The sequence below is a fragment of the Haloferax marisrubri genome (assembly GCF_001469875.2).
Classification (GTDB): Archaea; Halobacteriota; Halobacteria; order Halobacteriales; family Haloferacaceae; genus Haloferax; species Haloferax marisrubri.
Window position 1 is genome coordinate 1 of the sequence record NZ_LOPW02000002.1, and the last position, 14,028, is coordinate 14,028.

Annotated in this window: 12 protein-coding genes; 4 read left to right on the forward strand and 8 right to left on the reverse strand. The window is 58.0% G+C overall.

Annotation, left to right across the window (positions count from 1 at the left end; translation table 11 throughout):
- The first annotated feature begins 303 nt into the window (after positions 1-303).
- Both AUR65_RS01405 and AUR65_RS01410 read left to right on the forward strand, forming a co-directional pair.
- A complete protein-coding gene (locus tag AUR65_RS01405; protein ID WP_103429251.1) occupies positions 304-627 on the forward strand; it encodes a hypothetical protein in 324 nt (107 codons plus the stop codon).
- Between the two features lie 708 nt (positions 628-1,335).
- Complete coding sequence (locus AUR65_RS01410) at positions 1,336-4,473, forward strand: bifunctional DNA primase/polymerase (RefSeq protein ID WP_058567106.1); 3,138 nt, start codon at positions 1,336-1,338, stop codon at positions 4,471-4,473.
- Between the two features lie 862 nt (positions 4,474-5,335).
- Here AUR65_RS01410 and AUR65_RS01415 read toward each other — a convergent pair.
- Both AUR65_RS01415 and AUR65_RS01420 read right to left on the reverse strand, forming a co-directional pair.
- Complete coding sequence (locus AUR65_RS01415; protein WP_058567107.1) at positions 5,336-5,956, reverse strand: hypothetical protein; 621 nt, start codon at positions 5,954-5,956, stop codon at positions 5,336-5,338.
- An 82-nt stretch (positions 5,957-6,038) separates the two neighbouring features.
- Entirely contained in the window at positions 6,039-6,461 is a 423-nt protein-coding gene (locus AUR65_RS01420; protein WP_058567108.1) for a hypothetical protein, read from the reverse strand.
- Positions 6,462-6,538: 77 nt separating this feature from the next.
- On the opposite strand from AUR65_RS01420, the gene AUR65_RS19430 reads away from it, so the two are divergent.
- Complete coding sequence (locus AUR65_RS19430) at positions 6,539-8,893, forward strand: hypothetical protein (protein ID WP_146047375.1); 2,355 nt, start codon at positions 6,539-6,541, stop codon at positions 8,891-8,893.
- Positions 8,894-9,397: 504 nt separating this feature from the next.
- Here AUR65_RS19430 and AUR65_RS01430 read toward each other — a convergent pair.
- Positions 9,398-9,625 (reverse strand): DUF7386 family protein, encoded by a 228-nt coding sequence (locus AUR65_RS01430; protein WP_058567110.1) that lies wholly within the window; start codon positions 9,623-9,625, stop codon positions 9,398-9,400.
- A 248-nt stretch (positions 9,626-9,873) separates the two neighbouring features.
- The gene (locus tag AUR65_RS01435) at positions 9,874-10,164 is read right to left on the reverse strand and encodes a hypothetical protein (RefSeq protein WP_199180548.1); all 291 of its coding nucleotides are present in this window, start codon (positions 10,162-10,164) and stop codon (positions 9,874-9,876) included.
- A 177-nt stretch (positions 10,165-10,341) separates the two neighbouring features.
- Here AUR65_RS01435 and AUR65_RS19435 point away from each other — a divergent pair, with 177 nt between their 5' ends.
- Positions 10,342-10,608 carry a hypothetical protein gene (locus tag AUR65_RS19435; protein WP_146047377.1) on the forward strand — a complete coding sequence of 89 codons (267 nt, stop codon included), beginning with the start codon at positions 10,342-10,344 and terminating at the stop codon, positions 10,606-10,608.
- A gap of 80 nt (positions 10,609-10,688) precedes the next feature.
- Here AUR65_RS19435 and AUR65_RS19655 read toward each other — a convergent pair whose 3' ends face one another.
- The 4 genes from AUR65_RS19655 to AUR65_RS01450 all read right to left on the reverse strand — a co-directional run bounded on the left by AUR65_RS19655 (position 10,689) and on the right by AUR65_RS01450 (position 13,461).
- A complete protein-coding gene (locus AUR65_RS19655; protein ID WP_158250815.1) occupies positions 10,689-10,826 on the reverse strand; it encodes a hypothetical protein in 138 nt (45 codons plus the stop codon).
- A gap of 318 nt (positions 10,827-11,144) precedes the next feature.
- Entirely contained in the window at positions 11,145-12,044 is a 900-nt protein-coding gene (locus AUR65_RS01440) for a zonular occludens toxin domain-containing protein (RefSeq protein WP_146047378.1), read from the reverse strand.
- Positions 12,041-12,676, reverse strand: coding sequence for a hypothetical protein (locus AUR65_RS01445; RefSeq protein ID WP_058567113.1), 636 nt, complete (start codon positions 12,674-12,676; stop codon positions 12,041-12,043). Before AUR65_RS01445 ends, AUR65_RS01440 begins: the two co-directional genes overlap by 4 nt.
- Positions 12,677-12,678: 2 nt before the next feature.
- A complete protein-coding gene (locus tag AUR65_RS01450) occupies positions 12,679-13,461 on the reverse strand; it encodes a helix-turn-helix domain-containing protein (protein WP_084816447.1) in 783 nt (260 codons plus the stop codon).
- Between the last annotated feature and the right edge of the window lie 567 nt (positions 13,462-14,028).

Genomic DNA, 14,028 nt, shown 5'->3' on the forward strand with positions numbered 1-14,028 from the left:
AGGAGCGTCTCTTGAGCGACGACTGGGGGGACACAGACCGCCAGGCCACGCTCGACGGGTGGGACGAATGACGAGTTCACAGTCCGGCAAGACAGCCGACAACCGGTTGAAGGATTGGTGCCGAGCACAGATCGAACGCCGACTGAAACAGAATGGCCCCCCGGAGCACGTCGTCATCGTGGTCCGTGGTGAGCGATACCACCGCGTTGAAGGGGTGTGTGCCGGAGAGCCTCCTGAGTACGCAACTGTCGAATTTGAGTCCGCAATCCGGACCGGGTTTGTTCCATGCAAGCGGTGTTTCGAATGAGCGCCGATATCCGCCCCACCGACGACCACCTGCTCGGCCCGGAGTTCGATGTCCCACGAGGGCGCGGAGGACCAACCGCTGACGGCCACCGCTACCAGCTCGTCTGGCACACAGACGGTGTCGTAAACCGCGCGCTGTTCCGTGTTGTGACCGACGACCGTGTGTGTGCCCTCCAACACGTGCGCCGTGTGCGCGTCTCTCAGCAGGTGTCTGAGCGTATCGGCGAGCTCAACGACGATGCCACACTCGACGACGTTCCGAGCGGCCTGCTGGCCCTGATGGAAGCTCAGGGGTTCACCCCAGTGGAGGAGACGACATGAGCGTTGCACACCGCGTTGAACAGCCTTGCCTTCCGGACTCTCGGGAAGGGTGTGCGACGACATGAACTCCCATAGCTATATCAGCGACGCGGGCGTTCATGCAAAACAGAACGACACGGAAGGCTCTCGAACGAACAATAGCCTTCGGGAAGAACCCCACTCCCAGAGCACCCTTAACGGGGGCGTCAGGTACCAACTGGCGCGAACCTCTGGGAGTGATCCAGTATCAGGTTCTTCTCGCGGCATCGGCAAAAGCGTTGCTCTCCACAGCGGGGAGTGCATGTTTTGCCGAGCTGACGCCCTCCGGGCGTCGGGCGTCTCGACGACTCAAGAAATGCAGGATACCACGATCTCGAACTCGCGACGTATCGATAGTGAAACGACCGCCGTTCGGGGAGGTTCGTTCACTTTGTTCACTTCTCCGATTTCTACGGAAGTGAACGAGTTAATCGACAGACGGGGGGGTGGTGAACCCCTCTCGTTCACTTCGTTCACTTCGTTTTGGGAGGAGGGAGGTATGTGTGTGCGCCCGCCCGCTCGCCCGCCCGCGCTCTCCGACCTTACCCTACCCTCAGAACGAGGTGAACGAAGTGAACGAAGGGGGGTCAACCCGCCTCCGTCTGTCGATCAACCTGTTCACTTCCGGGTTGTGAACGAAGTGAACGAGACGTGCGCGTTCACTTCCGTCGTCTCGCCGGGGGTGGCGGCATGAGCAAAGAGACAATAGCAGAGCGCCTCGAGGAGGCCGGCGTCGGTGCAGACCGACTCGTCGACGTGCACGACGGGGAAAAGAAGTGCACGGACCACACGCACCTATCACCGCCCGATGTGTCGGGCAACTACGGTGTGCGTGCGACCGCGAAAGACGAACTCGTGATAATCGACGTTGACGACTACAAAGGTCTCAACGACAAGAGCGGTCTGTCGGCGTTGATGGAACTCCCACCGACGCTAGAGGAGAAGACGCCACACGGCGGCACACATCGCTTCTTTGTCGTTCCAATGACCGACGACGGTCGGACTATCGCGGCGGTGTTTGAAGACGAGTTCGGAAAGAAGAATCCGAATCCATCCTGGGGAGAGGTGCGTGTCGCAAATCAGTACGTCGTCGCTGCAGGTAGCCAGCTCGACGGGTGCGACAAAGGCGAATGCGACGAGTGCTCGAAAGAAGATGGCGGTCGGTACGAACTTACTGCAGACGGTGACAGACCTATCGCGACGGTCTCGGCCGAGGAGTTCGTAGAGGTTCTGTCGCAAGACCCAAACTACGCACCTGGCGAAGACACAGAACGCACAGACGCGCCCGTGACGCGCGTTGACGACGAAGAGGACGTATTGGGCTACGCACTCAACGAAAGCAACGACGGCAAACTGCAGCGTCTCTGGCGCGGTGACTGTTCGGACTACGACGGTGATAGAAGCGAAGCCGAATCTGCACTTGCGTACAAACTGTCGTGGTGGCTGCAGGGTGACAAACAGGCGGTTCGTCGGGCAATGGATCGTTCCGGTGCCGAAAAGTGGGCGGAACGGACCGACGACAGTTACCGAGACAGCATTCTCGAAGCCGTCGACGAACAGCGGAAAGAAGGTGAGTTCTTTGACCCGGACAGTACCGCCAAAGAACGCGCACCCACTTACGACGAAGAAGAGGTTAAGCGAGGAGAGACGCTGTTAGCCGTAGAGTGCTCACCGACCAACCCGGCCGGCGAGATGGAGCACCGGAACGGCCATTACGGGTATTGGTGGGAGAAGCGGGACGAAGACGGCCAGATTGTTGAGAAAGAGTTCAATGCGGTCACGAACTTCACTCTCGAAACGCTCGAACACCTACAGACCGACGAAGGCGACTTGCTCAAAATCCGAGTACACCCGGCACACCCGATGGAAGACGAGTACGACGTCGACGTGCACCCGACGGTATTCAACGAGACACGGAAGTTCAAAGAGGAGATCGTGCGCGGGCGAACTACTCGGTACGAACCGGGGAAGCGTAATCAGACGGCACTCAACGACCTTCGCGAGACGGTCGGGACGCAAATGGTCCCCGAACGCGTCGGCGTCGAACACATTGGTCTCGCGGGCGACGAATACAACGAGTGGGTGTCGCCACTTGGCACACTCACCGCCGACGGTTCGACCGATGACCCGGACCACAGATACTACGCGAAAGGTGGTTCGAGTGAGAGTAAGGGCGGGTCTCTCGCCCGAAAGTGGAAGCTCGACCCGGAGACGTTGAAAGACTACGACAAAGAGGACGTTGCCCGAATTGTCGAACTCCTCCCACAGACCCGACGCCCGGAACGCGGATTGTCAATCCTCGGGTGGTTCTACGCAGCACCACTCCGGCCGCTAATCCATGACTGGGAAGGGGAATTCAACCTGTTACAAGTCGTCGGTTCGACTGGGACCGGGAAGACATCGACGTTAGAAATGTTCTGGGAAGCCTTCGGTATGGATCCAGACCCATTCTCGGCGTCGGATACGGTGTTCACCCTGACGAAACACATGTCTTCGTCGAGCGGTGTACCGGTCTGGATAGACGAATACAAACCGGCCGATATTGATAATCGGTCTCTCGACAAGCTTCACCGCCGCCTGCGCGAAGTGACGAAGGGCGGAGCGGTTTCGAAGGGCAAGCCGGACCTAGGCGAAGTGCTGTTCAAACTGAAAGCACCGGTTGTCGTCTCTGGCGAACAGCGGTTCTCCCAGAACGTGCCTGCAGTACGTCGACGTGCGCTTATGACGACGCTCTCGGACGCCGCGACGAACAACGGGAGCGAATACGCACGTGCGTTCTCAGAACTCACAGGAACCGCCTACGAGGACGAGAACGGCGTTGCACAGTACCCGAAGGGGTACGACCTAATGGACCATGCACGCGCGTATTACAGGTTCATTCTCGGCCTGTCGGCAGACGAACTCCATGAAGCATGGAAAGCAAGCCGCCAGGAAGCTGCCGAGATACTGTCGTCGCGGGGTCTCACGTTCCAAAACACCGAGTTCCAAGCGGCGCAGACAGTTCTGTTCGGCATTCAAGTGTTCCGTTCGTTTGCTGAAAGCGTCGGCGCGGATATGTCGGCTCTGCCGACGCGCGAGGAGATCGGCGATGCCTTCGAGCACTACGCTTCGAACATCGGCAAAGACGGCAAGCGTATGGGCTACGACGACGGGTTCCTCGAACTCTTCGCGCAGGCTGCTTCGAACGGCTATCTCGAACGCGATGTTGATTTCCGGTTTATGGACTCTCAGAAGTTCGGCTCGGAAGTGCTGGCGTTCCATATGCCGACGGCGAACGCTGCAGTTCGGCGCTACGTTCGCGACTACAATCTCGACGACGAATACACACTCGTCGGGAAGAACGATTACCTCTCGGCGTTCCGCGACAAGTCGGAGCGTAGCAGCTCACACATCAAAGCCGTGAACCACACCGCACGTCTCGACGGCGGCCGGACGAAGTGTGTCGTGATTGACCCACACCGCACGGGCGAAGTGCTCGGTAGTGGGTTCGACCTTCGGGCGTTCGGGCGTGGAAACGCAGAAGAGGATAAAGAGGCCGAAGAGACTGCAGGCAGCGACGACGACGGTGGAAACGGACCGGCTGCCACAGCCGAACAGGAAACGCAACAGGCGGCCGCAGACGGCGGTGACGACAAAGGCCCGCAGTGGCGTGCCGAACGTGTCGTCAAGATACTGGCGACCGGGGAGCGGCTTACACAGGGAGCAATTTGCAGTAGACTAGCGAAACGGTACGACATTGGCCCAGACGACGGAAAGGCCGCGATCAAGAAGGCAGTCTCTCAGGGAAGCATCGTTGAGTCAGGGGGCGGTGAATACAGGATCGCCTGATGGACTAACCGGTATTCACAGCTCCCCGAAACCAGACGGCTCACCCCCTCGTCGAGCAATTTCTCTAAATAGCCGTCGAGTCGGAATCTCGTCGAGCACATTGTAACGCGCTCAAATGAGCCCGACCCGGCTCTCGAAGCGTCTAAGTCCGTGAGAGGCCGATGAATACCGCCGAAATCGTCCAAAGGAAAGGGGAGGTGCGATATGCACCGCTACTGAGAAAAAGGTCTCCGAAGGAAAACTTTAAGCAAAATCCCCCTCTACTAGAGATTGACCTAGACGCGGGAGGACCCCCAGTTGGTGTCCTTCCTTTTTCTTCCTTCGGAGACACATCTGGCCGGTTTGTTGATACTCAAACAGGGACTATTCCTTCTGAAAAACCCCCTATTCGGGGGTGTCTGGGGTAGCCCCCAGTGATTCCCGCTCGATACACCCGAGGCCTCGGTTAAGGTAGCGGAACGCCGTGGAGTAGCAGCATGACCTTTCCACCCCAGTAAAGGAGCTTCAGGAGCACGACTGCGTATGCCATTTTATCCCACGGATGTGGGAGGCGCCCGTTGTTCTTGTCCGAGGCCCACTGTCGTAGGCGAGCAATTGCCCGCCGAAGTTGTTTCCTTTTCATGGGCTCGGTGCCCACTGAGCCTCGGGGTCTCGCGCGTGACCTAGACGCGGGAGGACCCTACGAAGTTGACAGTGGGTCTCCGCACACCCAGTTTCCCGGAGTGGCGTGCCGCTACCTAAACTGTCGTAATAAATAACCCTTGGGCCTTTAGACCAAAATCACAGTACAGCGAGCGCCTCACTTGCCACTCTGGGGGGCTGTCTGGCATGGGAGTTTGTGTTTTTGGACATCAAATTAGTATCACTCTTCGAAACCAGTCCAGTACCACTCCCAACTCCCTTCGGACTGGTAAGCGTAGTCGGCTGACTGGACAGCCTGCAGCGCCGGCCGCAGCGACTTGCGCCAGTAGGTGTCGGACTCGCTCGGTGGTTTCTGGCTATCAACAGGGTAGTCCTCCCACAATTCTTCGAACTCGGCTCGAACGACCCCGTGTTCGCTCTCGCGCAGCAGCTCGACGGCAGCAAGTCCAGCGTTAAGCCGTTGCTGGCGCTGCCCTTGAGAGACCCCAGCCCGTGGGTAGACATTGCTGTCGTCGACAACCTCGCGGATCGTTTCATCAGGCTCTCTCGAGACGGCGGTCTGTTGGTCTGGGTGCCTCTTTTCGACCTGCTGAGTCTGGGGCTTAGGCCCCGAAGATGCATCTTCGAGTTCGTCGACGCGGCGCTCCAATTCCCTGAGGCGTTGCTGTATGTCTTGATCTGGCTCTGAAGCAGTCTGGTGCGGTGTGATGTGGTTTGATTCAGAGTGAATCAGTTTGATGCACTCGCCCCCAGTCTTCGACTTAGACCACCCAAGACGTTCGCTTTCGGCCTCTAACCACTCCTCAACGGGATCGGGTACGTTGACTGTGATCCGGCCCATGATGCATGATGATTCAAGGTGATGCACAAAAAGCATACGCCAGGAGATTGGGGAACTGAATTGGCTCTTCCGTCAGTCTGGATTACTGGTTGCTTTCCTCTGCTGTCTCGACAACTGCATCAATCATTGCTTCTTGAGCCCTCTCAGGGACGTTTGAAAGCTCCCAGCGGTACTCGTTGACTGCATGCTCGAGAACGTCACGGAGGTTTTTTTGCGAGGTCCAATATGGAATCGAGAACCCGGGCTCGGCTTGGTATTCGACGATGATCCCGTGAATGGCATTCCATACCCACAGTAACAAGTCGTTGTTGTCTTGATGTGCAAAGATTGCTAGCGGCTCGTCGTCAAGGTCGAGTGCCATCTTCTCCAATTCTTCAATCGTGATTGGGGTAACACACTCAGGAGCCGTGACTGGAGCATCTTCGCGCGTGTGCTCGCCGTCTGCGTTCGCAACAATCCACGGCCGCTTGCTGTTGTCAGCAATGTAGTCGATGTACTCTGTCATCACCTCATCGTCTCTCTTGGTGGCCTAAAACCACCCTGCTCGCCGCCTTTAGGGCCGATATAGACGTACTATCATTCATGCTACCATTACCTGGCGGTCTCGGCAATACAGACGCCGGCCGCGAGTACGAGAAAGACGTTGCAGACCGGTCTGATAACCGCGACGACGATGATGACCCAATACCGTCGTTCAGCGACGACCGTCGGACAAATAAGCGGACGAACCAGTCTTCGGCGGGCCCAGCCCAGTCTGACGACCGCGACGACGATGATGACTCTAGCCGTGACCGAGATCGGGAAGTCGTCCGGAAGCGCAAAGATCAGCTCAATGCTGACCGGACTGGAGCCGACACGGACGCCGTTAATGACGACCCAACACCGTCGTTCAACGACGATCGACGGACGGACAAGCGAACGAACCAGTCCTCGGGAGGAAGCTCTGTCTCGTCTTCCACGGGTGGTCAGAGTAATGGTACGGGTGAATCGACGAGCGGTGGTGGCATCTTAGACACCATCCGTGACACCTTCGACCGAGCGCTCGGAAACACCGACGAGCAAGTCGCTCAGGCGGATACAAACCCTGACGTTGTCGAGACTGCGACTGGTAGCGGTGGTGTGCTTTCCGCGGATGCGAACTCGAATGACGGCCTCATACCCGGACGCGTAGCCGGCATTGACGTCAGCGAATCGCGTGCCCGCGACGTGGCAACGGATGTCTCCGATTTCGGCCGGGATATCGACGCGGGTGCGACGTTCTCATCGCCCGCGGACCCGCTTTCTTCTGGGCTCAACCAGGGGGCACAGGTGGGAAGTTCGACGTCAGAAGACCCGCAAGACACGCCCGGAGAGGCAGCTATAGAGGGTTTGATCACCACGGCGACTGAGCTTCCGAATGCAGCTTTAGGCGTTGAGACGGCGCTTGAGACGATTGACAATGCTGACAAGGTGGCCGACGAGTTCGACTCCGATACGGTCGCAGAGACCGGCGTCGCAATCGCACGGGACAGCGCAGTAGGTGCGGCAGAGAGCGCTGTCAACGACCCTTTCCGGTTCGCAGGTAGTGTGGCCGGTGAAGTCGTACTCGGCGCTGGGGCCAGCAAAGTTGCCGGTACTGTCGGTCGAGCAGCGATAGATCGGAAACGAACCGCAGGCGCGACACGCGTTGAGGCCAGCGAACTCACGTCGGACGACGTCCTGAGCGGTGAGACACGCTTCCCCGGTGCTGACGACCCCGGTCAGTACCGCTCTGATCCAGCAAGTGCCGTGATCGACCAGTCAAACGCCAACACACCGGACAGCATTGGCCGCCGCCTTGACGAAGCGAATGCACGCGGAGAAGCGGACCTCAAGAAAGCGCTCGACCGGCCGATTGAAGACCCTGAAGGCGGCGATTCGTTCGGTGTGCCGGATGATGTGGCCGATGCGTACGAGAGTCCAGGGTCGTTCGTCGGACCAGAGTTGTCGCCAAATTTCCTCCGAGTGGGTGACACCGAGTCGTCGGTCTCTCTCCGGCCAGGTTTTCCGGACCTCTCTGGCCGCCCAACAGCTGCAGTCGTCCGAGCAGACGTCGAAAACAGTGCGGCGGATGACCTTGATGGATTTAATCAGGAACTCCTTGACCGAGCGGGCGATGACGTCGCAATCGCCAAGCCATCGTCAGATGTCAATCCGGGCGAGATCGAGGCGGTGGTGCCACCGGGCGCGCGATTCGCTGATGTCGACGGCGGGCGTGCCGAGTTCTACACGGAGATCGGCGGTCGCCGAGTCCCCATTCGGACGTTCGGAAACTCTGATGTCGATGTGGGGAGCGCTGACAATGTCTTCGACGGGCTGGATGATGCTCTCAGCCGAGACAGCGACCGCGGTGTGTCGTTCGACGAGATTGATCGGGACGTAACTGAGCGTGTCCAGCAATCCACCGACAACGCGCTCCCCATGTTTGGCATCGGCAGCAGTGGCCGTGGAAATGACCCACTCGACAGTAGCCGTGGCGCACCGTCGAGTACACCCCGCTCCTCGCCTTCCTCTTCCCCGTCACCGTTCGACATCTCTCAGTTTGGCTTCCCGTCTTCTGGTGGTAGTGGGAACGGGAGCGACACCGATCCGTTTAGTGATCCGTCGTCTTCTCGAGGGTCGCCAGGTGGCACCCCATCGTCGTCTAGCTTTCCACCGACCGGCGGCAGTATCTCTCCGTCCGGGAACGCACCTCTACCAGGAAGTATTCCTACCGCTCTCGGTGGCGGCGGGCGGCGGCCACGGCTTGACGAGTTCGACCGCGGCCGGGACGACGACTCATTCGGTGAGAGGAGCTTCGATGTGTTCAGCAAGACGTTCGACACCGGCGTAGTGCAATCGCTTGACGAACTCAGCCGTCGTGGGACAGATGGTGTCTTCGGGCGCGTCGACGGCGCACTCGACAACTTCGATATCTAAGGGGGCGTTCGACCCGTACGAACCCCCGGGGTGTTCCCCCCAGAAGTGGTGTTTACGACCGCAAAGTCACCGCTCAGAAACAGAGCTGACACGGGCCAAACCAATTTGTCGCCTTCTCGAAGGGAACAGTCTCAAACTCATCCGAGAGGTGGGAACACGCATCTCCGCTTTTGGGGTGGCGGTGATAGACTCTCGATTTGGGGGGTACCGCGACGTTCTCTGGTGGGCCTTCCCGACGAACCGCTCTCTCGATTTGCTCGTCGACCGGTGACCGGCGACCCGCGATCCGGTGATGTTCTCCCTTCGGAAAACCGGGAACCTCGTCCGTGGTGTCCGCAAACGCACACTCCTCACACCGGTCGCGAGTCACCTGGATACTTTCGCGCGGTGCTCGCCGATACGGGCCCTGACGCCGGCCGCACAGGGGCTTTCCGCTCAGTCCCATCTCGTGGTATTTGCGGTCGCTTCCTTTTTTCGTCAGCACGATGTCGTTGCTGCTCGCCATTATCGTACCTTCGGGTAGTACGATACCTTCAGCTCCGACGTGTTGAGCAGTCGGAGCTGCTCCGGCGTGAACTTCTCCCAGTGTTCTTCTCGGTTCTTCTTGTCTTCGAGGTAATGTCTGATCGCGACGTCAATCGCATCCGCGCGTGTGTTCGATTCAGTCTCGGCGTCGAGCTTGTCTAACAGTCGTTCGCGTTCGTCGTTCAGCGGATAGCTGTAGTGACTCATTTTGATGTAGTGGTACTCAGAAACCGGGTGAAACCGTCTGAGAGCGGTTACTCAATTGGCTGTTCTTTATATACCCACACTCGCGGGCGTGTTTGGACCCGTGGGTCTCAGGTGTGAGTTGGGAGTTTTGATGTACCTCACCTCCGGCCCGTTCCTCGCAAACAGGCGAGAAATACATCAATCCGGGTTGCTCACTCAATCCTGACGTATCCCCATGGGTTCGTGTGAGAAGACGCCCTTCCGCGCGGTTACTGGTCATGTCTCCAACTGAGTGCCGTCGGTTCGTCCGGCCCTGGCGCGACAGTGATCTTGTCACTCTCCTCGACGGCCGTGCCGCAGCGAGGACAGTAGGCAGGGGCGTCTCCCTCCATGTAGTCGTACGTACCGCCGTCGAACCCACACTCCCCACAGTCGACGCGGTATTCTCCGGGTACGTCTATCAGCCGCCAAATGACATCCTCGTAACTGTCTCCTCTGTTCTTCCGTTCGTGTAGTTCGTCGGCAAGCGATTCGGTCACACGAATCGACGTGTATTCCATACCGCCACCTTTCGGGCCTGTCTGCATAGCCTTTACACATTCATATCTGTCTGCATGGTGCATAACCTTTAGCAATTGCATACATTTATGCACCGCCAGTATAGACTAAGCAGTAACGACCGGAGTTCGGCAGAAGCGCCGACGGGAGCTTAGGACTCCCTCGACGGTCGGTCAACCATGACCGCACACGAATCTACCCCAGCACGGGGCAAGAACCTCACGGAAGGACGTACCGAAAGTAAACGATGTATCTCGGCAGGATACGACGTCGACGTGTGGGACGAACGTGCGTCTCTCGACATTCAGACGTTTGACAGCGGTGACAGAGTGGCCGCAGAACTCGAACTCGGAACGATATTCGGGAACGTTACTGTTGCGCTGTCGGACGAACAAGCGCGTCTCCTCGCGACTGAACTGCTCGACGTAGTTGGTGACGAACAATGAGTTCTGCACGTGCGAGTAGGGGCCTCTTCCACAACTGTGGCATGGTGGGTATCGACCCTCACCGGACTAGCTTCCGCCACTCAGTCCGCACGATCTCGTGGGACGATGTTCCCGCCCTGGAGGACGCACCGGAGGATCTCGACCGGGACGACGGCCTCGACGATGCTCGCCTGCTCGCCGACGAACTCGAAGCCGACGGCGTCTGGCCGGCCTGACACACGTGCGGCGTGTCCTGTGTCAGCCTAGGGAGCCATGGCACAGGACGTACTGACTCCCGCCGGAGTAACCGAGGACATCTCGGAAGCAATGGAGTGGTGAGACGACTGCATCCGTCACAATGGAGGGACTGGCCGGGTAGTCTGCTACGAGGCAGGCAAGGCCACGACTCATTATCCGTAAACTACCAATATCAGACGATAGAAGGGCTATAAATTCTCAGACCGGGTAGAATGGGCTGCCGACCGCTGGCCTCGCACGTTAATTATACTAGGTTGAATTGTCTCTGGGTGTGTCCGTTGTGTCTGTGCCGGAATGGGTCAGAGACTAATGTCATCATCTCTGTCGAGGAGTTTTTTCACCTTCTTCGCGTTCCGTGCCGACAGGTCGTAGTCCATCTCGATCAGCTCGGCGTCAATGTACTTCGTCTTGTTTCCGCCGTGGATGCTAACGTAGTCCTTCACACCCGACTCGGCAATGTCGTCGGCTACTTCGGAAGGGGACATCGTTTGCTCTTCATTTTCGTCCATCTCGTCAATTGCATCTTGATAGAGTTGGTCTTGGAACGCCTCCTTCCGTTTCTCGTAGTTCTTGACTAGATCCTCTGACGGCGGCGTCAGTCGAAGCGCCTTCACCTTCCGCGTGTAGCCGTTGATTTTCATCTCCGGGTAGTGGCGGTAGACTTTGTCGCGCTCGTCTCGCGTTGGATCCCAGTTCAACCACTTCACATCTGCCCACTCGCCGTCCTCTTTGTCTTTCATCTCCAGAAACGCGTGTAGACGCCCACGTGCCTGACTGTCTAACTCGGACAACCGAGGAAGGGTGAAGATGATACCCATATTCTCGTCTCGAATGACCTGCAAAACCTGATTAAACAGGATTTGATCTTTCTGGTACCAGGTCCGGACGCCAAGACCGACACCCGCCTCGTCTGCGACGACGAGTTTTCCCTTCGTCTCGCCCGCGGCTTTCCACTCGCGAAGTCGTTCCAGGAACGCCTTCGGTTCAAACATCACTCGAGAGGCGTTGAACGTCGGGTCTGCGCTCTCTGCGATCTTTAATCCCGTGAGAGACTTCCCACTTCCCTCACGCCCAACAATCGCAGCCATGAAGTGCTGGTTCTCGATGTTGCACGCTCGCCACACCTTCTGGCGGATTAGTCGTGCCTCAACGGTATCACGCCGGAGTGGTTCTGGAGGGGTTGGTGTAGTTACGCTCACAGTCCTGGCTCCGAAGGATCGTAATCGTCCCCGGTTAGTTGTCCGAGCACACCGAGCTCGCCAAGGAGTTCGTCAGTCGCTTCGAACGCCTCTTCGGCGATCTTCTTCGGAGGGACAAGTGGGACCGTTCCGCCCTCTGGTTTGGTCGCATTCGGATTGGCGCTTATAACCCGTTTCTCATACTCGACATCGACGAATGCATCTGAGAGCCCGTGATATGCTCTGAGACCTTTGAAAAGTAGCTTTTCTCCCCTCATTTGGATACCGTCTGGAAGCTTCCTTCCATCGACAGCGACTATCTGCTCCTGATCGAGGTTGGGGATTGATTCGGAGAGGGAAACCGGACCCAGAACGCGCTCTGTCCACAACTCACGACCGAAATCAGTTGCACGGAACAGCTGCCCAGATTCGGTCAGATACGTACGGACGGCCGCGTGAGTCTCCTCACGGAGCTGGCGCTGGTCTCGGACCTCGTTCCGTAGGGCTGGCCACTTGCGAAGCGGTTCGAGGGCCTCTGAACGGGCATCGAATAGATCTTGAAACCGACGCCGCTCGACGAACGCTTCAGTCGTCTCTGCCTGCAGCAGTACCTTCTCGTTTTTCTCTTCGTTATTAAATTCGTAGTCTGACATTGTTACCACCGGAAGTCGACCATCTTACAGACGAACTCGTCGAAAGTATCGCCCCACTGTAACATCTGTTCGAACTCTGGCAAAACGTCGTCAAACTCTTCAGTCGGTATCTCTTCCCCTTCATGAGCGGAAAACACACGAGAGAGTGCCTCACTGTTGTCGTCAAGAGCTATGGGGAGTTCGAGTAGGCCAGAGCCGACACCGAATAACGCGACCTCCTTCGTGTAGTGTTCGAACTCCTCCTCAGTCACCGGAAAATCATCCAGTTCGATTAGGCGATCTTCCGGTGAAGAATCCAGGTACCGTTCGTCGTATGTGTCCTCTAGCGCGGCCGGGAGTCGTGTAGTTACTTCGTCCACGTACTGAGCAAGAGCTGACCATAGATCGACGCGGTGATAAATGCCGTTCGGCGTCTCTTCAGCCGCCGCCGCTCGGTTGCGTACCACCTTCTCGCGACGCCCGAGCCACTTCCCACGAGAACTCATTATCTCGGATTTTAAGTCGTGTCTCACACGCATCGTGGGGAACGCCTCAGTGACGTCGACGAAACGGTCCTCTTCCCGGTGCCAATCGGAATACCAGTAAATGTGTGCTTGTCCCGCCCTTTTCGACCGAACACCGTCGTACTCCTCAAGTTCTCCGAGCCGTTTTCGTACCGTTCGCGTCGATACGCCAAAACGCTCTGCGAAGTCTTGAACGGTGCAGGGTTCGCGGCTCACTCTCAGATGATTGTACAGTCGGTGTGCAGTCACGGCCTCGGGACGCCCACGGGTCTCTTCGGGCATATACTACCATTTGACAGCCACCACCATGTTTGTTTCGGCACGAGTGGAAGAAATAGGTCCGAGGGGCCACTATGCCGAAACTATAAGTGTGGCGGGATGGTACATTCAGGTACACAAGACTGAGACAAAGCCCCCGCCTGGTAGACCAGGCGGTCACGGGTACAAGAGACGACAGGGGACGCGGGGTCTGGTTATCCACGACCCCACCTCGCGTCCTGTCCTGCCAGCCTAGAAGGTCACTACGCCTTCTGCTTCAACCTGAGGGCGGTTAAATGCCCCGTCCAGGGGGGCTGGCGAAACGCAAAACGTGGCTTTGAGACACATCCATGTCCGCGAAAACCACGCAATCAGCCTCGAACGACGAGCCACGGCCCCCGCACGGACGGAAGACAGGACGCGGTGACAAAGGGTACACGCTGATGCTATACCGGATGACCGTCAAGCAGTTCGACGGCGTTCGCGATGGCCGGCTTGACCCGATGGAACTCAAGGAGCGTCTCTTGAGCGACGACTGGGGGGACACAGACCGCCAGGCCACGCTCGACGGGTGGGACGAATGACGAGTTC